The sequence below is a fragment of the Bacillus sp. AFS031507 genome, from assembly GCF_002584635.1.
Lineage (GTDB): Bacteria > Bacillota > Bacilli > Bacillales > Cytobacillaceae > Neobacillus.
Genome location: NZ_NUOW01000003.1, coordinates 254196 through 276262 on the forward strand (window position 1 = coordinate 254196; position 22067 = coordinate 276262).

Annotated in this window: 23 protein-coding genes; 21 read left to right on the forward strand and 2 right to left on the reverse strand. The window is 37.6% G+C overall.

The genetic code is table 11. From position 1 onward, the window contains the following. The first annotated feature begins 12 nt into the window (after positions 1 to 12). The 3 genes from COE25_RS05175 (at position 13) to ypjB (ending at position 2322) form a co-directional block, all read left to right on the forward strand. Positions 13 to 786: a menaquinol-cytochrome c reductase cytochrome b/c subunit gene (locus tag COE25_RS05175; protein ID WP_098931629.1), complete on the forward strand. Its 774-nt coding sequence runs from the start codon at positions 13 to 15 to the stop codon at positions 784 to 786. A gap of 81 nt (positions 787 to 867) precedes the next feature. After that, on the forward strand, positions 868 to 1461 hold the full coding sequence (lhaT, locus tag COE25_RS05180; RefSeq protein WP_098931632.1) for a lipoprotein heptaprenylglyceryl N-acetyltransferase LhaT: 594 nt from the start codon (positions 868 to 870) through the stop codon (positions 1459 to 1461). A gap of 66 nt (positions 1462 to 1527) precedes the next feature. Further along, the gene (ypjB, locus tag COE25_RS05185; protein ID WP_251032678.1) at positions 1528 to 2322 is read left to right on the forward strand and encodes a sporulation protein YpjB; all 795 of its coding nucleotides are present in this window, start codon (positions 1528 to 1530) and stop codon (positions 2320 to 2322) included. A gap of 45 nt (positions 2323 to 2367) precedes the next feature. Here the strand turns inward: ypjB and COE25_RS05190 are convergent, their stop codons facing one another. Then, on the reverse strand, positions 2368 to 3240 hold the full coding sequence (locus tag COE25_RS05190; protein ID WP_098931634.1) for a YitT family protein: 873 nt from the start codon (positions 3238 to 3240) through the stop codon (positions 2368 to 2370). Between the two features lie 196 nt (positions 3241 to 3436). Between COE25_RS05190 and COE25_RS05195 the strand changes: the two genes are divergently transcribed. From COE25_RS05195 to COE25_RS05280, 18 genes are all read left to right on the forward strand, one after another. After that, on the forward strand, positions 3437 to 3781 hold the full coding sequence (locus COE25_RS05195; protein ID WP_098931636.1) for a nucleotide pyrophosphohydrolase: 345 nt from the start codon (positions 3437 to 3439) through the stop codon (positions 3779 to 3781). Between the two features lie 5 nt (positions 3782 to 3786). Further along, positions 3787 to 4590: a 4-hydroxy-tetrahydrodipicolinate reductase gene (gene dapB, locus COE25_RS05200; RefSeq protein ID WP_098931638.1), complete on the forward strand. Its 804-nt coding sequence runs from the start codon at positions 3787 to 3789 to the stop codon at positions 4588 to 4590. 11 nt (positions 4591 to 4601) lie between these two features. Continuing rightward, entirely contained in the window at positions 4602 to 5018 is a 417-nt protein-coding gene (mgsA, locus tag COE25_RS05205) for a methylglyoxal synthase (RefSeq protein ID WP_088088782.1), read from the forward strand. Then, entirely contained in the window at positions 5011 to 5721 is a 711-nt protein-coding gene (gene bshB1, locus COE25_RS05210; protein WP_098931641.1) for a bacillithiol biosynthesis deacetylase BshB1, read from the forward strand. Before mgsA ends, bshB1 begins: the two co-directional genes overlap by 8 nt. Before the next feature lie 2 nt (positions 5722 to 5723). Continuing rightward, a complete protein-coding gene (gene bshA, locus COE25_RS05215; RefSeq protein WP_088088780.1) occupies positions 5724 to 6851 on the forward strand; it encodes an N-acetyl-alpha-D-glucosaminyl L-malate synthase BshA in 1128 nt (375 codons plus the stop codon). 11 nt (positions 6852 to 6862) lie between these two features. Beyond that, positions 6863 to 8062, forward strand: a complete 1200-nt coding sequence (locus COE25_RS05220) for a CCA tRNA nucleotidyltransferase (protein ID WP_098931643.1) — start codon at positions 6863 to 6865, stop codon at positions 8060 to 8062. Beyond that, on the forward strand, positions 8047 to 9024 hold the full coding sequence (locus tag COE25_RS05225) for a biotin--[acetyl-CoA-carboxylase] ligase (protein ID WP_098931646.1): 978 nt from the start codon (positions 8047 to 8049) through the stop codon (positions 9022 to 9024). The genes COE25_RS05220 and COE25_RS05225 overlap by 16 nt, the downstream gene beginning before the upstream one ends. A 241-nt stretch (positions 9025 to 9265) precedes the next feature. After that, complete coding sequence (gene panB / locus COE25_RS05230; RefSeq protein WP_098931648.1) at positions 9266 to 10102, forward strand: 3-methyl-2-oxobutanoate hydroxymethyltransferase; 837 nt, start codon at positions 9266 to 9268, stop codon at positions 10100 to 10102. After that, positions 10099 to 10947 (forward strand): pantoate--beta-alanine ligase, encoded by an 849-nt coding sequence (gene panC / locus COE25_RS05235; protein WP_098931650.1) that lies wholly within the window; start codon positions 10099 to 10101, stop codon positions 10945 to 10947. The genes panB and panC overlap by 4 nt, the downstream gene beginning before the upstream one ends. Before the next feature lie 29 nt (positions 10948 to 10976). Beyond that, on the forward strand, positions 10977 to 11360 hold the full coding sequence (panD, locus tag COE25_RS05240) for an aspartate 1-decarboxylase (protein WP_098931653.1): 384 nt from the start codon (positions 10977 to 10979) through the stop codon (positions 11358 to 11360). 359 nt (positions 11361 to 11719) lie between these two features. Then, positions 11720 to 14521, forward strand: coding sequence for an ATP-dependent DNA helicase DinG (gene dinG / locus COE25_RS05245; protein ID WP_098931655.1), 2802 nt, complete (start codon positions 11720 to 11722; stop codon positions 14519 to 14521). A 78-nt stretch (positions 14522 to 14599) separates the two neighbouring features. Continuing rightward, entirely contained in the window at positions 14600 to 15454 is an 855-nt protein-coding gene (locus COE25_RS05250; protein ID WP_098931657.1) for a ComEC/Rec2 family competence protein, read from the forward strand. 117 nt (positions 15455 to 15571) lie between these two features. After that, positions 15572 to 15742, forward strand: a complete 171-nt coding sequence (locus tag COE25_RS05255) for a YpmA family protein (RefSeq protein WP_088088772.1) — start codon at positions 15572 to 15574, stop codon at positions 15740 to 15742. A gap of 15 nt (positions 15743 to 15757) precedes the next feature. Continuing rightward, complete coding sequence (locus COE25_RS05260) at positions 15758 to 16231, forward strand: cell wall elongation regulator TseB-like domain-containing protein (RefSeq protein ID WP_088088771.1); 474 nt, start codon at positions 15758 to 15760, stop codon at positions 16229 to 16231. A 33-nt stretch (positions 16232 to 16264) separates the two neighbouring features. Further along, positions 16265 to 17461, forward strand: a complete 1197-nt coding sequence (locus tag COE25_RS05265) for a pyridoxal phosphate-dependent aminotransferase (RefSeq protein ID WP_098931978.1) — start codon at positions 16265 to 16267, stop codon at positions 17459 to 17461. A 115-nt stretch (positions 17462 to 17576) separates the two neighbouring features. Beyond that, positions 17577 to 18278, forward strand: coding sequence for a DnaD domain-containing protein (locus COE25_RS05270; protein WP_179195912.1), 702 nt, complete (start codon positions 17577 to 17579; stop codon positions 18276 to 18278). A gap of 61 nt (positions 18279 to 18339) precedes the next feature. Next, on the forward strand, positions 18340 to 19002 hold the full coding sequence (gene nth, locus COE25_RS05275) for an endonuclease III (RefSeq protein WP_088088770.1): 663 nt from the start codon (positions 18340 to 18342) through the stop codon (positions 19000 to 19002). Further along, complete coding sequence (locus COE25_RS05280; RefSeq protein ID WP_098931660.1) at positions 18995 to 19357, forward strand: YpoC family protein; 363 nt, start codon at positions 18995 to 18997, stop codon at positions 19355 to 19357. The genes nth and COE25_RS05280 overlap by 8 nt, the downstream gene beginning before the upstream one ends. Positions 19358 to 19381: 24 nt before the next feature. Here the strand turns inward: COE25_RS05280 and COE25_RS05285 are convergent, their stop codons facing one another. Next, positions 19382 to 22039 (reverse strand): transglycosylase domain-containing protein, encoded by a 2658-nt coding sequence (locus COE25_RS05285; RefSeq protein ID WP_098931662.1) that lies wholly within the window; start codon positions 22037 to 22039, stop codon positions 19382 to 19384. Between the last annotated feature and the right edge of the window lie 28 nt (positions 22040 to 22067).

Below are 22067 nucleotides of genomic sequence, written 5' to 3' on the forward strand. Positions count from 1 at the left end.
GGGGATTGCTCGATGCATCGCGGTAAAGGTTTAAAGTTCGTTGGTGATTCACGTGTTTTAGCACCTTCAGAACGAAAAAAAATGATTCCGAAAGATTACTCTGAATACCCTGGTAAAACAGAGGCGTTTTGGCCTAACTTCCTTTTGAAAGAATGGATGGTAGGAGCAGTATTTCTTATCGGCTTTTTATGTTTAACAGTTGCCCATCCGGCTCCGCTTGAAAGGATAGCGGACCCAACTGATACTGGGTACATTCCATTACCTGACTGGTATTTCTTGTTCTTGTATCAATTATTGAAATATACATTTGCATCTGGACCGTATACAGTTATCGGAGCAATGATTATACCAGGACTAGCTTTTGGAGGGTTATTATTAGCTCCGTTCCTCGATTCTGGTCCGGAACGACGTCCAATGAAGCGTCCGATTGCAACTGCAGCTATGCTATTGGCACTAGCTGCTACCGTATATTTAACTTGGCAATCTGTTGCGACACATGATTGGGCAGCTGCTGAACGCCAAGGTAAAATTGTTGCAAAAGTAGATATTGATAAATCAAGTGCCGGCTATAAAATAGCTAGTGCCAATACATGTATTACCTGTCATGGTGAAAACCTTTCAGGCGGTGCTGGTGCACCCGCACTAGTCGATACAGGCTTAAAACCAGAAGAAATTGCAAAGATTGCCAAAGAAGGTAAAGGCGGTAAAATGCCAGCCGGAATCTTCAAAGGGACTGACGAAGAACTTAAAACGCTTTCTGAATTTATCTCTGGCCTTGGTAAGTAATAATCGAATGATAAAAAGCTGACGAAAGATCGTCAGCTTTTTTCTTCATGATAAAAAAACAAACATAAAAGGAGAGTTTTTGTGCGTTGGATCTATCCTCTCTTGGCAAATCGATCGATTATGAAGCTGTTATTGATTGTTAATATTGCCGGAACAATCTATGGGTACTACTGGTATGGGTGGCAGCTAAAGGAGACACCTGCAATTTTTCTCCTGTTTGTTCCTGACAGCCCGACAGCTAGTTTATTTTTTGTTTTTGTTCTAGTTGCATTTCTATTGCGGAAAAATTGGCCCTTAATAGAGGCGCTAGCAATTGTCACTCTCTTTAAATATGGAATTTGGGCAGTAGTAATGAATATCCTAGTCTATTTTGTTCAAGGGGAACTAGATGCGGTTGGCTATATGTTAATCTTGTCCCATTTCGCAATGGCTGTTCAAGGTATTTTATATGCTCCATTTTACAGATTTAAATGGTGGCATTTAATTCTAACAGCTATTTGGACACTACATAATGATGTTATTGATTATGTTTTTTTCATGTTGCCAAGCTATCATATGCTAGATCGCTATACACCACAAATTGGCTATTTTACTTTCTGGCTTTCGATTCTTTCGATTGGTCTAGCCTATTATTTTTCAATTCGTCCCAAAAGTTACAAACTTGAAATAAAATAATCCCAGATGGTCTAACCTTGTCCACCCCTACATACATTTTATTAGTAATGAAAGGGGGGACAAGGATTGAGAAACAAATGGTTTTTTTTCTTTGCAATTATCATGATGCTTACTCCCATAACTGTAAATGCAGAACAACAATCGCCTATGGAGAAGCTTGATGATATATCAGATGAAGCTCTCCAAATGGTGAAGTTTCATAGATATGAAGATGCTAAAAGACTGCTTGATTATTTTTCGGATCAATTCACAAGCATTACCGGTAATGAACCGTCGCTAACAATGGATGAGGTAAGAATAATTAATACCTCCCATGATGAAGCAGTGGAAGCAGCAGTTAGTTCCAACATGAAATATGAGGAACGAATAAATAAATTAGTCAAATTTCGTCTTGTCATTGATGCCATTGCAACAAGTCACCAACCATTATGGATTGAAATGGAAGATCAAATAATGACAGCTTTTCATCAAGCAAAAGATGCGGCAATTAAGGGTGATTCAGGGCACTTTCATTCAAACTTTAATTCCTTTTTATCCTTGTATAACGTGATCTATCCGAGTATGAAAATTGATGTGTCTGTAGAAAATGTTCAAAGACTAGACGCACGGATAGATTTTATTAATGAATACCGTTCCCAAGTTGTAAATGATTCTAAAAGCCAACAGGAGTTGGAAAAACTTGATACGGACTTAGTTAATCTTTTTTCTAACATGGAAGAGGATGAGGCAGATCCAAACATTTGGTGGGTTATTATTTCGACAGGAAGCATTATTATCATGACATTATCCTATGTTGGCTGGAGAAAGTATCAAGGTGACAAGAATATGAAAAAAGACCGTTCGAGAGATTTAAAGGATTGATCTAAGATTTAAAAAAAGCAATGTCCAAAAGTGGACATTGCTTTTTTAGTCTACTAAAGGCATTTTATTTTCATCGAGTGTGAAACCTTCTCCATGGACATCATGGACAATCGTGATGGAGACAAATGCATGGGGATCAACGGAAGTAATTACATTTTTTAAACGGACTATTTCATTTTTTGCGACAACACAATATAAGACTTCACGCTCACTTTTAGTGTAAGAGCCGTATCCCTTTAGGACTGTTACTCCTCGGTCCATTTCTTCCATAATCTTAGCGGCAATTTGCTCGTTCTTTTCCGAAATAATCATAGCTCCTCGCGCTGAATAAGCACCTTCTAACATGAAATCAATTACTCTAGCGCCAATAAACACAGCTACGAGTGTGTACATTGCTTGTTTATAATTTAAGTATGTTACCAAAGATAAAGCGATAACACATGCATCAAACAAGAACATTGTTTTTCCCATATTCCAGCCTGCATATTTTTGGACAAGCCTAGCAATAATATCGACTCCACCTGTAGTTCCTCCATAACGGAAGATCACGCCTAAACCAATGCCTGTAAAAACTCCGGCAAATAATGCAGCTAATGTTAAATCACTTTGAAGTGGCATATCAATGGAATAGCGTTGAAATATCCATAAAAAAATGGACACCCCGACTGTCCCTATTATGGTATATAAAAATGTATTTCGTCCTAACAATTTCCATCCAATAAAAAAAAGTGGAATATTTAAGAATAGATTTGAATAGGATGGATCCCATTTAAACAAGAAATAAAATAGGAGTGCGATGCCTGTGAAGCCGCCTTCTGCCAGTTTGTTTTGCATATTAAAATTGACAAGGCCAAACGACATTATCGCTGCTCCCAGTAGGATAAATAATATGTTTTTTACTTTAAGACCATGTAACATTAATAACCCCCCTCTACCATAAATTCTCTTATATGGCGGTATTTATTATATCGAATAAAAAATGTTAGAGCAATGAGTAGAGAAAAAGAGGGTAATATATATGAAAACATTTGTAAATCCGCGTTAATTTAGCTAACATAAACAATAGAATAAGGATATGAACATAATTATCAGTCTTATTGATGAGGTGAAATACATGGCCAAAGAAAAGACGATGAAAGACCTTCAGCAAGAAGTAGATTTGTACATTAGTCAATTTAAAGAGGGGTATTTCAGTCCGCTTGCGATGCTAGCAAGACTTACAGAGGAACTAGGGGAATTTGCTAGAGAAGTAAACCATTATTATGGTGAGAAACCCAAAAAAACAAGTGAAACTGAAAAAGCCATCGAAGAAGAACTTGGTGATCTTTTATTTGTATTAATTTGTTTTGCTAACTCTTTAAATATCAGCTTAGAAGATGCACATAATTATGTAATGGAAAAATTTAAGACAAGAGACCAAAATCGGTGGACAAGAATTAATGAAGAAAAAATGGAGTGAACTTTATGGAACAAATTAAAATTATCATCGCTGGTCCCCGCGGCCGAATGGGCAGTGAAGCAGTGAAGTTAGTAACGAATATTGATCATTTTGAACTTTTAGCTGTTGTGGATCATAAATATGATGGAATGATGCTTAGCGACTTGGAAGGCTTTCATTCAATACATAACGTACCCGTTTATGCAAATATCGAAACATGCCTGCAAAATGTCCATGCGGATGTCTTGATTGATCTAACCACACCTGAGGTGGGCATGCATCACGCAAAAACTGCACTTGCAAACAATGTTCGACCGGTGGTTGGAACAACAGGTTTTACTGCAAGCGATTTAGAGGAATTAGAACATATTTGTCATGAGAAAAAACTGGGATGTATTATTGCTCCGAATTTTGCCATTGGTGCTGTGTTAATGATGAAATTCTCCCAAATGGCTGCGAAATATTTTAACGATATAGAAATTATTGAATTGCATCACGATCAAAAACTGGATGCTCCTTCAGGAACAGCTGTAAAAACAGCAGAAATGATTTCTGCAGTTCGTGAGGAAAAAAATCAGGGGCACCCAAATGAAAAAGAAACGATTCAAGGTGCGCGTGGTGCAACGTTCGATGGAATGCATATTCACTCGGTACGCTTACCTGGACTTGTTGCCCACCAACAGGTGTTATTTGGATCTGATGGTCAGACTCTAACAATAAGGCATGATTCATACCATCGCGGCTCTTTTATGTCGGGTGTAAAAGTGGCAGTAGAATCTGTAATGACACATAATTCTTTTGTTTATGGACTAGAAAATATTTTAGAATAGGGAGTAAATATATGAATATCGCCTTAATAGCTCATGATAAAAAGAAAAATGATTTGGTTCAATTCGCGACTGCTTATCAAAATATATTTTCGAAGCATACATTATTCGCGACTGGGACAACTGGACAGCGAATTAGTGAGGCAACGGGTCTAAGTATAACTCGTTTTCAATCTGGACCCCTTGGTGGTGACCAGCAAATCGGAGCATTGATTGCCCAAAATAAAATGGATGCTGTTTTCTTCTTCCGTGACCCATTAACATCACAGCCACATGAACCAGATGTAACAGCATTGGTTAGACTATGTGATGTATACTCGATTCCACTTGCTACTAATATGGGAACTGCAGAATTATTAATAAGAGGCCTAGAACTGGGGCTTATTGAGTGGAGAAATCTAAATAAAGAGAATGGTGGAATCAATGATTAATCAGCACCTTCATGTCCTTGCTTTTGGAGCACATGCGGACGATGTCGAGATTGGCATGGCTGGAACGATTGCTAAATTGACCTCCCAAGGGAAACAAGTTGGTATCTGTGACTTAACAGATGCCGACCTTTCTTCAAATGGGAATGTACCCCTAAGAAAAGAGGAGGCGGCAAAGGCTGCAGGGATACTAAACGTCTCTATGCGTACATCATTCGGTTTTCCAGATAGAGGATTATTTCTTAAAGACGAATACATAAGAGAGATTGCAAGGATTATTAGAACATACAAGCCTCAGATTGTGTTTGCACCTTATTTTGAAGACCGCCATCCTGACCATGGTCATTGTGCTAGTTTAGTGGAGGAAGCTGTTTTTTCATCTGCCATAAGAAAATATGTAACAGAAGGTAATGAACCTGCACATCGGGTGGACAGAGTTTATTTTTATATGATTAATGGTTTTCATAAACCAGATTTTACCATTGATATTACTCAATATATGGATAAAAAACTCCAAGCATTGAGGGAGTACAAAAGCCAATTCGAGCAAACAGAAGAAAGCTATAGTACTCCGCTTGTAAATGGTTATATTGAAACTGTTGAGTCAAGGGAAAGAATGTTTGGTAAGTTGGTTGGTGTTACATTTGCTGAAGGGTTCAAAACGAAAGTTCCAATCCTTTTGAATCGTGATTTGATAGGAGAATAAACATGAGGAAACTTAAAATTGGTATTACTTGCTATCCGACAGTAGGTGGTTCAGGTGTAGTAGCGACGGAATTAGGGAAAATGCTCGCTGAAAAGGGACATGAAATTCATTTCATCTCATCAAGTATTCCATTTAGATTAAATAAAATGTACCATAATATTTATTATCATCAGGTTGAAGTGAATCAATATTCTGTATTTCAGTACCCACCTTACGATATTGCCTTAGCAAGTAAAATGGCGGAAGTGGCTAATCGGGAAAAATTAGATCTGCTCCACGTCCACTATGCTATTCCTCACGCTGTATGTGCAATACTAGCAAAGCAAATGAGCCATCGAGATATTAAAATTGTCACGACATTACATGGTACCGATATAACTGTTTTGGGTTATGATCCTTCTTTGACAGATGCGATTAAATTTGGAATTGAAAAATCGGATGTGGTAACAGCAGTTTCCAAAGCTCTAGTGGACCAAACCTATGAGTTGATCAATCCAGATAAACAAATTGAAACAGTGTATAACTTTATTGATGACCGCATTTATAAAAAAAGTGATGCACGTGCTTTAAAGTCAGAATTTGAAATAAAAGAAGATGAAAAAGTAATTATTCACGTTTCCAATTTCCGTCCGGTAAAACGGGTACAAGATGTAGTAAAGTCCTTTGCAAAGATTGCATCTGTAATGCCAGCCAAGCTACTATTGGTCGGTGATGGCCCTGAAATGACCATCATCTGTAAACTTGTCAGAGAGTTTGGACTAGAAGATCAAGTTATTTTCTTAGGTAAACAAGAGAGCCTGGAGGAATTGTACTCCATCAGTGATTTAATGCTGTTATTATCGGAAAAGGAAAGCTTTGGACTTGTTGCATTAGAGGCAATGGCATGTGGAGTTCCTTGTGTCGGTACGAATGTTGGAGGTGTACCAGAAGTTATTAATCATGGAATGAATGGATTTATTTGTGAAGTAGGCGACATCGACGATATCTCTAATAAGTCATTAGCTATTTTAGTTGATCAGAACCTTCATCAGCAATTTTCCAAACAATCTGTGGAGACAGCAAAAACTAAATTTAAGGCTGACCAAATTGTTGAACAATATGAACAAATATATTTTAATTTACTGAATTAAGGTGAAGTAAAATGATTGACCCATTTTTAGCAGCAAGTCCTGTATTAAAAAAGCTGGAGGATGCTGGCTTTGAAGCCTATTTTGTTGGTGGCTCCGTTAGAGATTATCTGTTAAAACGAGAGATTAATGACGTTGATATTGCAACAAGCGCAACCCCCGAAGAAGTGAAAAGGATTTTTCCGAAAACAGTGGATATTGGAATCGAACATGGAACAGTTCTCGTTCTTGTTAATAATGGAGGATATGAAATTACCACCTTTAGAACCGAATCAGACTATCAAGATTTTCGAAGACCCAAAGAGGTTACCTTTATCCGCAACTTAAAAGAGGATTTACAGCGCAGAGATTTTACAATGAATGCTATCGCGATGGACAGGAATAGAAAATTAATTGACCCATTTAATGGATTTATAGCCATTCAAGATAGAATAATTCAAACAGTTGGAAGTCCGAATGACCGCTTCCAAGAAGACGCCTTAAGAATGATGAGAGCAGTAAGGTTTGTAAGTCAACTCTCTTTTCAAATCGAAAGAGGTACGGTTCAAGCATTAGCAAAGCTTGTCCACTTGCTTGATAACATTGCTGTAGAAAGAAAAAGGGCGGAGTTTGAGAAACTCTTAATTGGTAAAAATAAGACTAAAGCGTTGAGTATTCTCCTTGAAGCAAATATTTATTCTTATTTACCAGGTTTGAAGGGAAAAAAGCAGCAATTAGAGGAGTTACGTAGTTTTAACAGTGGGAATCTTAATAAAAGTGAAATGTGGTCACTCTTAATTTTCTGTATAAATTTAAAAGAAAAAGAGATAGAGTTATTTTTAAAAGAGTGGCGGCTTGCACTTAAGGAAATAAGAGAGATTCAACAAGTTGTTCATTTCCTTGCAAAAAGACTTGAACAAGATTGGTCCATTTATGATCTATACTCTGCTGGTCATGATCATATCCTATCAACGGAAAAGCTCTACTATGTTATTAATGGGATCAACGAAGTTCAATCGATTGAACATTGGATTAATCTGTATGAAACCCTGCCGATAAAAGACCGTTCAGAAATGAATGTGACTGGAAATGACGTAATGGATTGGTTCAATAAAAGAGGTGGACCATGGCTTAAGGAGACGCTTTTAACCATCGAAGAAAATATCCTAGCCGGAAATCTAGATAACGACAAAGAAAAAATCAAGGAGTGGCTAATGAAGTGCAATCAGAAATAAGAAAAGAATTACTTGATGCCTTTACAAATGCAGGTGACACCTTTTTATCAGGGCAGCATCTTGCAGAACTCATTGGCTGCTCAAGGACGGCAGTATGGAAGCATATTGAGAAATTAAGAAAGGAAGGATTTGAATTAGAGGCTGTTAGAAATAAGGGCTATCGAATTCTAAAAACTTCAGAAAAAGTTTCAGCCGATGAGATAAGATTTGGCTTAACAACGAACTTTATAGGGAAAAATATCCATTATGAAGAAAGTGTGGAGTCTACCCAAAAAATTGCCCATCGCATTGCTTCAGAAGATGCCCCAGAAGGAACGGTCATTATCGCGGAAGAGCAGTTGTCAGGCAGGGGAAGGATGGCCCGTAAATGGCATTCACCAAAATATACTGGTATATGGATGAGCATGATTTTACGTCCGAATATACCCCTTAGCAATGCGCCACAATTGACATTGCTCGCAGCAGTTGCGATTGTTCAAGCCATTGAAGAAATGACGGACCTTATTCCGGAAATAAAATGGCCGAATGATATTCTTATTAACGAAAAGAAAGTAACGGGAATATTAACGGAATTACAAGCGGAGGCCGACCGTATTCATTCAATTATCATAGGAATTGGTATAAATGTGAATCAGAAGAAAGAAGATTTCCCGTTAGAACTTCAAGAAATAGCTACTTCCCTATTTATCGAGGATAGAGAAACTGTTTCGAGAGCAGAGTTAATAAGATCTATTTTCAAACACTTTGAAAAATTATATACGCTGTATCTAGAACAAGGATTTCTTCCAATAAAACTATTATGGGAGGGTTATGCAGGCAGTATAGGTAAATACATAAAAGCAAGAACACTTACAAATACGATTGAAGGAATAGCACTAGGAATAACAAATGATGGAGTACTAAAGTTAGAGGATAAAGCTGGTATAATCCACCATATTTATTCTGCTGATATTGAGTTATAAATGCTTGAACTTTTCTTGAAATTTGTTATAATTCATTCCAATGGGCAGTATCCACTGAGAACTGCACCTTTATGAAACTAACAATTAAAAAGGTTTCTGCCTAGATCCGCATAGCGGACCGGGACAGAGGGATGAAGCATGTTAAAAGTGTAACTGGGATCCTCTGCCTTCAGAAGGATCTTTTTATTTGCTCTTTTAAAATCTTTTTATCCCCTCTCCCATATAAAAGGAGGGAAAGTTGATGAAGCAAACAACAGATTTCTTGAAAATGAAGGAAAATAATGAAAAGATCGTTATGTTAACCGCGTATGATTACCCTTCGGCTAAGCAAGCTGAAGAGGGGGGAGTAGACGTTATATTGGTGGGAGATTCTCTTGGGATGGTAGTCCTTGGTTATGATTCAACCATACCAGTAACGCTTGACGACATGATCCATCATACAAAAGCTGTAAAACGTGGAGCAAAAGATACATTTATTCTAGCTGATATGCCCTTTCTAACTTATCATTTATCCGTTCGGGATACATTATTAAATGCTGCCAGACTGATACAAGAAACGGGTGCACATGCAGTTAAACTAGAAGGTGCAGATGATGTTATTGAAAAAATTTCTGCTCTAACCAGAGCCGGTATTCCTGTTTGTGCCCATTTGGGGTTAACCCCTCAATCTGTAGGTATATTAGGTGGATACAAAGTGCAAGGGAAAGATGCCCAAGCAGCAATGAAATTGATCCAAGATGCAAAGAAATGCGAAGAAGCCGGTGCCTTTGCTATTGTTCTTGAATGTGTCCCAAAACAACTGGCAGAGGAAGTTGCCCAATTGATTTCTATTCCAGTTATTGGTATTGGAGCCGGAGTTGCGGTCGATGGCCAAGTTCTCGTTTATCATGATATTCTAGGCTATGGCGTTAATCGCGTACCGAAGTTCGTCAAACAATATCATGCTGTCAATCCATTTATGATTGAATCAATTCAAGCCTATGCAGCAGACGTTAAAAATGAACGGTTTCCTGAAGAAAAACATTCTTTCACAATGAAGGAACAGGAACTGAAAGGGCTTTATGGAGGTACGAAATGAAGGTTATCACAACCATTATGGAAATGCAGGCTATCATAAATAAACATAAACTCCAAGAAAAATCAATTGGCTTTGTACCAACGATGGGATTTCTGCATGAAGGTCATTTAACACTTTTAAATAAAGCAAGACAAGATAATGATATCGTTGTCCTAAGCATTTTTGTTAACCCATTACAGTTTGGACCAAAAGAGGACTATGCTGAATACCCGCGTGATTTTGATCGTGATCGCGTCTTGGCTGAAAGTGAAATGGTCGATTTTCTCTTCCATCCATCCGTTGAGGAAATGTATCCAAACGAACCTTCAGTTAAAGTTAACGTCCGTGATCGCACGGATGTTTTATGTGGGAAATCCCGTCCAGGCCATTTTGATGGCGTTGCTACAGTAATAACAAAGCTCTTTAACATTATCATGCCAACAAGAGCTTATTTTGGAAAAAAAGATGCCCAGCAGGTGGCAGTTCTTGAGGGGTTAGTTTCTGATTTTAATATTCCTGTGGAACTTATTGCAGTCGATATCGTTCGTGAAAATGACGGACTTGCTAAGAGTTCTCGGAATGTTAATCTTCTGCCAAAGGAAAGACAAGAAGCTCCTGTACTGTATCACAGCCTTCAAGCTGCAGTGGCAGCAATTAATGAAGGTGAGCGGAATCCAGCGAAATTAATTAGTATGATTAGTGAAATGATTACCAATGAATCAACGGGTACAATTGATTATGTCCAAATCTACTCCTATCCACAATTAAAGCAACTGGAAAAATTAGAGGGTACAATTATTATTGCACTGGCTGTAAAATTTACGAAGGTACGATTAATAGACAATTACATTACGAATATAGATTGATAGAAAAAAGAGAACGGGGGAGGAATATAATGTTTCGCAACATGATGAACGGAAAAATCCATCGAGCAACTGTTACAGAGGCTAATCTAAATTATGTAGGTAGTATCACGATTGATGAAGACTTATTAGATGCAGTTGGAATGATTGCAAATGAAAAGGTGCAAATTGTTAACAATAACAATGGTGCGCGTCTAGAGACCTATATAATTCCTGGCAAGAGAGGCAGTGGAGTCATTTGTTTAAATGGTGCAGCTGCCCGCTTGGTTCAAAAAGGTGATATCGTTATTATCATTTCCTACGCCCTTATTGCTGAAGAAAAGGTAGCAGCACATAAACCAAAAGTAGCGATCATGGATGAAGACAATCGGGTTAAAGAACTAATCAATGCAGAACCAGCCCTAACCATCATGTAATCCCCAATTTTGGGGATTTTTCTTTTTTATGGACAGTTTAATATAATAAATATACGCTTAGTTAAAGCTCTTAGTTAATTTGGCACCCTGTTGATTGGAGAGGAAGGCGCGAGACTCCTGCGGGAATACGGGGCAAGGGAGACCCCGCAGTCGCTTAAGCGACGAGGTGGCTCCCCGATCCCGCCCGCGGAAAGCGAAGCGCCTGGAGCGGAAATCAACAGGCAAGTTTGACATAACCTAAATATAAAAAAGATCGTAAAGATAATGGTAGAATGGGAAGCATCCTAGTAGTGTTTACTTTTTCTTTTGAAGATAATGTGATACCGTTTTAATGAACGAAGGTTTGGGGTGTTAATGAAATGATAAATAAATTCGTCGTAATTGATTTGGAAACAACGGGAAACATTCCAAAAAAGGGTGACAAAATCATCCAATTCGCTGCTGTGGTCATTGAAAATGGAAAAATCACAGAAAAATTTTCGTCATTAATAAATCCGAAAAAATCCATTCCAATATTTATTGAAGAATTGACCGGCTTAAATGATGACATGGTGAAGGATGCTCCCCTATTTTCGGAAATAGCAGAAAAGGTCATGACTTTACTGGATGGGGCTTATTTTGTTGCACATAATGTTTTATTTGACTTGTCTTTTCTTCAGGAAGAATTAATCCAATCAGGTCAGGAAGGGTTCTTTGGCCCTGTCCTTGATACGGTGGAAATGGCAAGAATACTTTATCCGACAGCTGATGGTTATAAGTTATCGGATTTAGCAGAGAAAGAAAATCTTAATCATGATCGCCCCCACCAAGCTGATAGTGATGCACAGGTAACTGCTGAGCTTTTCTTAATTCTTTTAGATCGTTTGACATCCTTACCTAGAGTAACGCTAAAACAGCTTGCACATCTTTCTGGCGGTCTCAAAAGTGATCTACAGCAGTTTCTTGATGAAATACTCGTAAACAAAGATGACACGATTGAACAATTTTCGGAGTCGTTCGAGATTTTTAAGGGGATAGCCTTAAAAAGGCTTCCTGAGCAGTCAGGAAAGATGAATAAAGGTAAAGAATATCAATATCCTGCAAGTGAGGATGAAAAAACCGAGTTAGTAAAACAAGCCTTTGCAGCCTTTGAGAAGAGGACAGGCCAATTTAACATGATGGATACTGTGTATCAATCCTTTCAAAATGAAAACCATACATTGATTGAAGCTGGAACCGGTGTCGGAAAATCACTTGGGTACCTGCTGCCGATTGCCTACTTTTCAAGGCAAAAAGAGCTTCCTATTGTAGTGAGCACGCATACCATTCAGTTACAAGAACAAATCTTAAAAAATGAAATCCCAATCTTAGATAAAATTTTGCCCTTTAAGCTTAATTCTGTGCTCCTCAAGGGGAGGAATCATTATATTAGTTTAGAAAAGTTTAATCAGACACTTGCAGATGATAATGATAATTACGATACAGGGTTAACCAAAATGCAAATTCTTGTTTGGCTGATTGAAACAGAAACAGGGGATCGGGATGAGTTAAACCTATCAAGCGGCGGGCAAATATTCTGGAATAAAATTAAGAACGAACCCGCTATGTTTATGCAGAACCAAGCTTGGCAAGAAAGAGATTTTTATTTGAAGGCCAAAAGAAATGTGCAAACTGCCGATATTATTATTACCAATCACTCTTTGCTATTAAGTGATATTAAAGGAGAAGGCACAATTTTGCCCGATTTTTCTTTTGCTATCATTGATGAAGGACATCATTTTGAAAAAGTAGCAAGTCAGTTTTTTGGTCATACATTAGATTACTTATCCACCCGGCTCTTATTGGGGCAATTTGGTGTTTTAGAACAAAAACAGCTTTTTTATGAATTGGAGAAGCTAGTTGCTTCTGTACCAAGGAAACCTGAGGTGATTACACCTGCAACTAAGTTAAATCAAATAAATGTTGACCTTGCTTTTGAAACAGACGAATTTTTTCAATTGATTGCTATTTTTGCAAAAGCCAAGCTTACAAATAAAAGAGGAATTAACCGTGCCAAGGTGCGCTTTTCTCTTCAAGACGAGGTAAAAGAAAAAAAGGCACTTGTACACAGTGCAGAAAGGTTTGCCTTTTTACTTAAGGATCTTCATTCAGTCATTATTGAACGACTCGAATGGATCAAAAGGGAAAGTAATTTGTTAACACGTTCCCAAGAAAATAAAATGGAAGAAATTCAATCCTTTCTAAATGATCTATCGGAATTAAGGGACACGGTTATTCATTCCTTTATTAAAAAAACGAACGATGTTAAATGGATTGAAATAGATATTCGTTCACCGCAAAATGTTACAACCTTTATAGCTCAGCCAGCATCTGTGGCCGACCAACTAAATGCACAATTTTTTCAACTTAAAAAAGCGGTAGTGATCACTTCTGCTACTTTGACTGTGAATAAATCATTTGACTATATCATGAAGGAAATTGGACTTGATCCAGTTTCAACGATACAGTTGAACATTCCTTCGCCATTTGAATATAATCAACAGGTTCAACTCTTAATACCAGAAGACCTACCAGAAATAAACACGGTATCGTTAGAAGATTATGTCATATCAATTACTGAGCATATCATCACAATTGCAGAGGCAACAAAAGGAAGAATGCTGCTTCTATTTACCGCCTATGACATGCTAAAGAAAACTTATGAACTAATTAAAGAAAGTGGTTTTTTGCATGACTATGCAATGATTGCCCAAGGGATAACCAGTGGCAGCCGAACTAGGCTTACTAGAAATTTCCAGAGGTATGATAAGGCATTATTGCTAGGGACAAGTAGTTTCTGGGAAGGGGTAGATATACCTGGTGAGGACTTATCCTGCCTTGTAATTGTTAGGCTCCCATTTAGCCCCCCTGATGAACCTTTAACAGAGGCAAAATGTCAGTTAATCGAAAAACGCGGGGGTAATGCTTTTTCTGAATACTCACTACCAGAAGCGGTCCTTAGATTTAAACAAGGATTTGGTCGGTTAATTCGTACGGAAAATGACCGTGGAATTATTGTGGTTTTTGATAAAAGAATTGTAACGACCAAGTATGGGAAGGCCTTTTTGAAATCAATTCCCAATGTTCCTATAAAAAAGGGTAAGATGGTTGATTTAGCTGAAATTATTGACTCTTGGTTATAATAAATCAGTTGGACCAATTATTTAATATACTGGATAATATTTGGTAAAAAACACATCCTATATTATGGGAGGTGTGTCATGAGAACCTTACTATTAATAATGGCCATATTCATTCAATCGACACTCATGGTAGAGGCATCAAAGACGACTACTTTAAATAATATTGAAAACATTGATTTAAATATTAAGGATCATGAAGTTGCTGTTACTTTTTTAGGCCTGTCAGAAGGTGATTCAACCCTTATTCAAGGCTCAAATGGTGAAAATATCTTGGTAAATGCCGGTAAGAAAAAGACGGATGCAGAATTGGAAGGATGGCTTTATCTTTACGATGTGAAGGAAATTTCGAAGCTAATTCTTACAAAGAACGAACTAGAGCTTTCAGAAAAACAAATGAATAGGCTAATAACGAAGTATAATATTAAAGAAATTATCACAACACCGGAGTTATCTACCCAAATAACAAATAAACTAAGCTTACCAAATAAACCTGCAGTCGTCACCTGGGGTGAGGGCACAAAAAAAACCATTCTTCCGGAATTGACTGCAGTGGTCGAATTTGTTGGAAATGAACCCAATGAGGGCATGGATTTGACACTGGATTTTTTTAATCACCGCATTTTCCTTATGACTTCATTTACACCACATGCGGAGGAAACCTTGATGAAGAAGAATTTGGAGAATATTAATGTTTTTAAGATTCCTAATTGTGCAATGGATGACTCTTTATCTGAAAAATTAATCCAGTATTTAAATCCGCAAATTTCCATTCTATTTGCACCAGAAGAAGAGGAGCATGACCCTGACATTCTTGTCGATCTCCATGAAACTTGGTCAGAAATCTATACTACCAAAAAACATGGTACCGTCACGATAAAATTCACTGATTCAAACTATGAAGTAATAACGATCCCTGTTGAAGAGGATAACTAAGAAAAAATTAGAAAAATTCATATAATCACTGACCCGCTTTTTGCTTCCACCTGTTATAATAATGGTTGAGATTTATCAATTATTGTAGAGAAATAGGAAAATATTGGAGGAAAAGGGATGGAAAGTAAAATTGAAGTGTTATCAACAGTAAAAATCCAGCACAGTCCGGATTTGTATAAAATTGTTGATGCCCTTAATCGAACCTTGAAGCAAAAAGATCTTATGTTTGGACTGGCACTTGATCAAGAAGATAAAAATACAGCGATTTTTACCATTTATCGTACATAAAGAAGTGAGTGCTTAATGAAAAAGTGGATTATATTTATAGTAATATTTATAGTAGTGATTTTTGGTTTATTAATAAAAGTGTATTTCACATCTGTGGATCCTGTTAAAGCTGCAGAGAAAAAAGCGGTTGCACTAGCCAACAAGGAAATATCTATAAAAGAAGTTGAGGATTTTCATATATATAATGGCATAGAAACTGTTAATGTCATTGAGGGAAAAAATAAAAAAGGTGAAAAAATCATCGTTTGGATTCCTGAAAAAAGTAAAAAAGTTTACGTGAAAAAAGCAAAGGATGGGTTATCGAAAGAAGAAGCCATTCAGAAACTTTTACAAGAAAAAAGTCCTAAAAAGGTTATTTCAGTGCGACTTGGCATGGAAAAAAATATCCCCTTGTGGGAAATATATTATCGTTCTAATAATAATTTAATAAATTATTACTATGTTCACTTTGACACAGGTGAATGGCTAAAGAAAATCGAAAACCTATAGATGTGATGGAGAATGGAGGAAATATTTATGGTAATGGAATTAGCAAATCGAGTGAAGGCACTTACACCTTCAACAACATTAGCAATTACTGCAAAAGCAAAGGAATTAAAGGAGCAAGGGGAAGACGTTATCGGTTTGGGAGCAGGTGAACCTGACTTTAATACTCCACAATATATTTTAGATGCTGCGTCACAATCCATGAATGAAGGGCATACGAAGTATACCCCATCAGCAGGCTTACCTGCATTAAAAAAAGCAATTATTAAGAAATTTGAAGCGGACCAAGGGTTAACATATAAACTGAATGAAATCATTGTAGGAAATGGAGCTAAACACGTTCTTTATACATTATTTCAAGTCCTATTAAATGATGGTGATGAGGTTATAATCCCTACTCCATATTGGGTCAGCTATCCAGAGCAAGTCAAATTAGCAGGCGGCGTTCCTGTGTATATCGAAGGATTAGAGCAAAATCAATTTAAAGTAACCCCAGAACAATTAAAGAGCGCCATTACGAAAAATACAAAAGCTGTTATAATAAATTCACCTAGCAATCCAACGGGTGTGTTGTATACAGCAGAAGAACTTTATGAGTTAGGCAAAGTTTGTCTTGAGGAAAATATTCTCATTGTTTCAGATGAAATTTATGAAAAGCTAGTTTATGGGGAAAATAAACATGTTTCGATCGCACAACTTTCTCCTGAACTTAAAGACCAAACCATTGTAATTAATGGTGTTTCTAAATCACATTCGATGACAGGTTGGAGAATCGGGTACGCGGGTGGAAATAAAGTAATTATTGAGGCGATGACAAACCTCGCAAGCCATAGTACATCTAATCCGACAACTACAGCCCAGTATGCAGCAATCGCTGCTTACAATGGCTCTCAACAGCCAGTAGAAGATATGCGCCAGGCATTTGAAAAAAGATTATCAATTATTTTTGATAAACTAGTAGCGATTCCCGGTGTAACATGTGTGAAACCGCAAGGAGCATTTTACCTTTATCCAAATGTAAAGAAAGCTGCTGAATTGACAGGATATCAAAATGTTGATGCTTTTGTTGAAGCCTTGCTGGTCGATGCTAAGGTCGCTGTTATCCCTGGTTCAGGATTTGGGACTCCTGATAACATTCGACTTTCCTATGCAACTTCTTTAGAATTATTGGAAAAAGCAGTGGAGAGAATCCACCAATTTGTTACATCCAAATCAAGCATTGTCAATAATTAAAAGCGTAAAAGTCTGCTAAGGTCTGCAGGCTTTTTGCTTTTAGTTACCAAAGATGGATGCCTAAATCTCTTACTCCGATAATTTGTTCATGGTATACTTAACTGGAGGTGTCCAAATGATGAAAACAAACTTTTTAGCATGGATTCAAGAAGGTAATATCACCGTTCCAACATTATTATTTTCTGAATACCGCAGTCTAAATTTAAATGAATATGAACTAGTTCTTTTATTAAATATACTAACCTTTTTAGAAAAGGGGCATGAATTTCCTACACCAGATGAGTTATCTGCACGAATGACGATATCCATTTCGGAATGTAATGAAATGCTTAGAAGGTTGATCCAAAGAGGTTTTATCGAAATTACCGATGAATATACGAACGAAGGCATCCGATATGAAAAGTATTCTGTCATCCCTTTATGGGAAAGACTTGTCGAACATTTCTTGAAAAATAATAAAGATAACAAGGAAATTGATAAGAAGGCTGACGAAACCGACCTTTATACTTGTTTTGAGAAGGAATTTGGCCGACCGTTATCTCCATTTGAATGTGAATCCCTAGCCATGTGGATGGATGATGATCATCACGACCCAATTATTATCAAAGCAGCCTTACGGGAAGCTGTAATGTCTGGAAAATTAAACTTCCGGTATATTGATAGAATTCTTTTTGAGTGGAAGAAAAATGGGATAAAAACGATAGAGCAAGCGAAAACCCATGGACTTAAATTTCGTCAAAAGCAAACACCTAAAGGAACTGTGAAGGGTGAAACACATCAACCGACTGTGCCCTTTTACAATTGGTTAGAACAATAGTCTTGATTAACGAGGGAATTATCTCTCGTTTTATTCATTTTAATAGTAGTAGGTGATTGTAATGTTGAATAATACCCAAATCCGTTATTGCCTTGATCAAATGGGTGTGATGTTTCCAGAGGCACACTGTGAATTAAATCATTCAAATCCATTCGAACTAGTCATTGCTGTGGCCTTATCGGCACAATGTACCGATGTGCTCGTAAATAAAGTGACTAAATCGTTATTTGAAAAATACAAAACACCTGAGGATTATCTTGAGGTTTCACTAGAAGAATTACAAAACGACATTCGTTCGATTGGCCTTTACCGAAATAAAGCTAAAAACATTCAAAGCCTTTCCCGAATGGTATTAGAAGAGTATAAAGGTGAAATCCCAATGGATCGTGATGAGTTAACAAAGCTGCCTGGTGTGGGCAGGAAAACAGCAAATGTAGTTGTGTCCGTTGCTTTTAATGTACCTGCTATAGCAGTAGATACTCACGTTGAAAGAGTGAGTAAGCGTCTAGGGATTTGCCGATGGAAGGATTCTGTACTCGAAGTGGAAAAAACATTAATGAGGAAGATTCCAAAAGACGAATGGTCAGTTACACATCATCGCTTGATATTTTTCGGCCGCTATCATTGTAAAGCCCAAAATCCACAATGTCCAAGCTGCCCACTAGTAGAGCTATGTAGGGAGGGCAAAAAGCGGATGAAAGGTCAGGTTTCTATCAATGGATAAAAAGGTTGAGAACATTTCCAACCTACTGAAGGAATGGGAAAATAGTAAGGTCCAACTCGAAGCTTTATTTCGTGAACGAGATTATGAAAATGCAAAAGTGCTGATGGAAAAGGGAATTCTAATTTTTATTCAGTTCTTGGCTTGGTCAAATGAAGTGCCTGCAACTCTGGATGAACCTTTTAACTCTAATAAATTTGAGTTTAAACCTGTTAATGTGGAAGAACGGTTAGGGTTTATCATGTCTAGACCTAATCTATATCATTCCTATCGCCAGTTATCAGAGTTAATGGTGGAGCAAGAAAAGCTGTATTCGAAAAGAAGTATACTAAAAAAAGCGTCTAAACCTAAAGGTTAGACGCTTTTTTACTATTCATTTTAGTTAGGGTAATGTTGTAGATGTACCTGAATTTGCTCCATCTACTGTCCCATTGTCGACTGGGGTATCTGGTGGAGTAGTAACGCCGTCATCTTGGTTGTCAGTTCCTGTTCCATTACCCGTACCGTTACCATCGCCAGTACCAGGACCAGGACCAGGACCAGTACCGTTGCCATTCCCAGTACCAGTACTATTTCCATTGCCGTTACCGGTCCCATTCCCATTCCCATTGTTTCCATTGCCGTTACCGTTACCAGGATTTGTACCATTGCCAGGATTGGTATTACCTGGGTTTTCTTCTTGAATAGGTAGTGGTATGTCAATAGATGCCGTTGCTGGGTCACTTGTTCGATCACCACTGATTGCTACAATCGTGAAAGAATATTTAGTACCAGGTACCGCAGGTATGCTTAAAGATGTTCCTGCTTGATTATATTGCTTTTGACCAGTCCCGCTATTTACCGTTACAGAGAAAGTAACATTTGCATTGTTGGAATTATTGTAATCCCATGTTAAGTTAATATTTTTATTTACTTCATCATATTTGGCATTTAGTTTTTTTGGAGCATTCAGCTTGTCATACCTTTGGGAGACACGCTTAGGTGCATGTCCCTTCACAGCATACTCAGTAATAACTTGACTTCCAGGGGTATATTTACTTGCCAATACCGGCGGCATCGAGCCTCTTTCAATACTTACACTTTGAACGCTGTTTGGCATTGTAAAGTCAGGTGTATCTATATCCTTTGATACATGTTCCATTAAGTTTTTAAAAATTAATTGGGCTAAACGTTGATTATTTCCGACCGCGTTGATGGGTGTACTTCGGTTTTTGTATCCTGTCCAAATAGACGCAGTGTAATTAGTTGTATATCCAGTAAACCAGGCATCAGGAACGGACCTGCTGCTCGGAATACCCCATTTTTGTATTTCCTCATCAGTATAATTCGTTGTACCGGTTTTACCGGCGATTGGAAGTCCGGGAACTTTCGCCCTTGTTCCTGTCCCAGGAGATAAGAGGACACTTTTTAACATATCGGTAATCATAAAAGCGGTCGAATCTTTCATTACCACTTTTGGTTCAGGTTCCGTGCTAATAAAGGTTCCATCACGCAACTTGATTTTTCTAATAGCATGTGGTTTTGTATAAATGCCATTATTGCCAAAGGCGCTATAGGCACCAGCCATTTCAAGTGGGGAAACCCCCGTTTTAAAACCGCCAATTGCGTAGGATTCAAAAATTTCTTTTAAAGGAATACCTAAACCAATTGCAAAGTCTTTGGCTTTATCAAGACCAACTTGCTGTAGAGCCTGAACCGCTGGTGAGTTTCGTGATAATTGCAGTGCTGTTCTAATCGTCATCGGTCCTTTATAGCTTTGGTCCCAGTTCCCAAACTTTTTCCCGGATGAATAGGTTATTGGTTTATCCTCAATCATTTCAAAAGTTCCCCAATTTAAATATTCAATCGCGGGAGCATAATCAAGCACAGGCTTGATTGTTGAACCTGGTTGACGTTGTGTATCGATGGCATAGTTAAACCCACGTTTTACTTTTTGGTTCCTTCCGCCTCCAATTGCCCGAATTTCTCCAGTTTTTGTATCAAGGAGAGCAACCCCAGCTTGGAATTCATCATCTGGATAATCAATAATGTCTGATTTATTAAGAATGTCTTCTACATATGATTGCGCATCTGGATCCAGAGTCGTATGGATCGTTAAACCATCTGTAAAGATATCAAAATCAGACGTTTCTTTCACTTCATCAATAACAGCATCAACAAAGGAATCAAATGGTTTTTCTTTTACTTGACGCTGCTTTTCATTTAATACAGTTGATTTAACAGAAACCTTTTTCGCATCTTCCATTTCTTGTTTTGAAATATAACCATGCTGATGCATTAATGTTAAGACGATATTTCGTCGCTTTTCAGCTAAATCTGGATGATCAAAAGGATTATAATTATTAGGACTTTGCGGCATCCCAGCAATTTGGGCAGCCTCTGATAATGTTAAATCTTTTAATTCTTTTCCATAAAAGATTTTTGCTGCAGTTGCAATACCATGGCTATTTTCAGAAACATAAACCTTATTTACATACATCTCGAAAATCTGGTGTTTAGTATATTGCTGTTCAAGCTGATAAGAGAGCCAGGCTTCTTCGACTTTCCGCTTTAAGGTTTTTTCAGGAGTTAAAAATGAGTTTTTAACCACTTGTTGTGTGATGGTGCTGGCACCTTCAGAACCAAATCCATGTTGGATATTAGCTAACACAGCACCGCCTAATCGAATCGGGTCAATACCATGGTGTTTGTAGAAACGGTAATCCTCGGTTGCCAAAATGGCATTTTCAACTACTTGTGGTATGTCTTTGTAATTTACATATTCCCGATTAACTGCACCTACTTCAGTAATCAACTTGTCATCTTTATCTAAAATCTTCGAAGGGATTGGATCTTTTAATAATTTTGGGTCAAGTACGGGAGCATCCTTTACTAAGTAGGCGAAAGTCCCCACTCCCGAAAGTATTCCAATAATACCAAGGGCCACTAATGTTAGAAAAATTTTCTTTATTAATCCACCGGATTTTTTCTTGGTTTTTGGTTTACCTTTGGTTTGGAGTTTCTTTCGGCGCTCCTCTCTTGATTGGTACTGTTCTGACATGGTAATATTCCTTCCTTTCGAGCCTTCT

Excerpts from the sequence above, each read along its gene's own strand:
- COE25_RS05175 (WP_098931629.1), top strand. The coding sequence starts at position 13 with ATGCATCGCGGTAAAGGTTTAAAGTTCGTTGGTGATTCACGTGTTTTA.
- COE25_RS05190 (WP_098931634.1), bottom strand. The coding sequence starts at position 3,240 with ATGTTACATGGTCTTAAAGTAAAAAACATATTATTTATCCTACTGGGA.
- COE25_RS05195 (WP_098931636.1), top strand. The coding sequence starts at position 3,437 with ATGGCCAAAGAAAAGACGATGAAAGACCTTCAGCAAGAAGTAGATTTG.
- dapB (WP_098931638.1), top strand. The coding sequence starts at position 3,787 with ATGGAACAAATTAAAATTATCATCGCTGGTCCCCGCGGCCGAATGGGC.
- mgsA (WP_088088782.1), top strand. The coding sequence starts at position 4,602 with ATGAATATCGCCTTAATAGCTCATGATAAAAAGAAAAATGATTTGGTT.
- bshB1 (WP_098931641.1), top strand. The coding sequence starts at position 5,011 with ATGATTAATCAGCACCTTCATGTCCTTGCTTTTGGAGCACATGCGGAC.
- bshA (WP_088088780.1), top strand. The coding sequence starts at position 5,724 with ATGAGGAAACTTAAAATTGGTATTACTTGCTATCCGACAGTAGGTGGT.
- COE25_RS05220 (WP_098931643.1), top strand. The coding sequence starts at position 6,863 with ATGATTGACCCATTTTTAGCAGCAAGTCCTGTATTAAAAAAGCTGGAG.
- panB (WP_098931648.1), top strand. The coding sequence starts at position 9,266 with ATGAAGCAAACAACAGATTTCTTGAAAATGAAGGAAAATAATGAAAAG.
- panC (WP_098931650.1), top strand. The coding sequence starts at position 10,099 with ATGAAGGTTATCACAACCATTATGGAAATGCAGGCTATCATAAATAAA.
- panD (WP_098931653.1), top strand. The coding sequence starts at position 10,977 with ATGTTTCGCAACATGATGAACGGAAAAATCCATCGAGCAACTGTTACA.
- dinG (WP_098931655.1), top strand. The coding sequence starts at position 11,720 with ATGATAAATAAATTCGTCGTAATTGATTTGGAAACAACGGGAAACATT.
- COE25_RS05250 (WP_098931657.1), top strand. The coding sequence starts at position 14,600 with ATGAGAACCTTACTATTAATAATGGCCATATTCATTCAATCGACACTC.
- COE25_RS05255 (WP_088088772.1), top strand. The coding sequence starts at position 15,572 with ATGGAAAGTAAAATTGAAGTGTTATCAACAGTAAAAATCCAGCACAGT.
- COE25_RS05260 (WP_088088771.1), top strand. The coding sequence starts at position 15,758 with ATGAAAAAGTGGATTATATTTATAGTAATATTTATAGTAGTGATTTTT.
- COE25_RS05265 (WP_098931978.1), top strand. The coding sequence starts at position 16,265 with ATGGAATTAGCAAATCGAGTGAAGGCACTTACACCTTCAACAACATTA.
- COE25_RS05270 (WP_179195912.1), top strand. The coding sequence starts at position 17,577 with ATGATGAAAACAAACTTTTTAGCATGGATTCAAGAAGGTAATATCACC.
- nth (WP_088088770.1), top strand. The coding sequence starts at position 18,340 with ATGTTGAATAATACCCAAATCCGTTATTGCCTTGATCAAATGGGTGTG.
- COE25_RS05280 (WP_098931660.1), top strand. The coding sequence starts at position 18,995 with ATGGATAAAAAGGTTGAGAACATTTCCAACCTACTGAAGGAATGGGAA.
- COE25_RS05285 (WP_098931662.1), bottom strand. The coding sequence starts at position 22,039 with ATGTCAGAACAGTACCAATCAAGAGAGGAGCGCCGAAAGAAACTCCAA.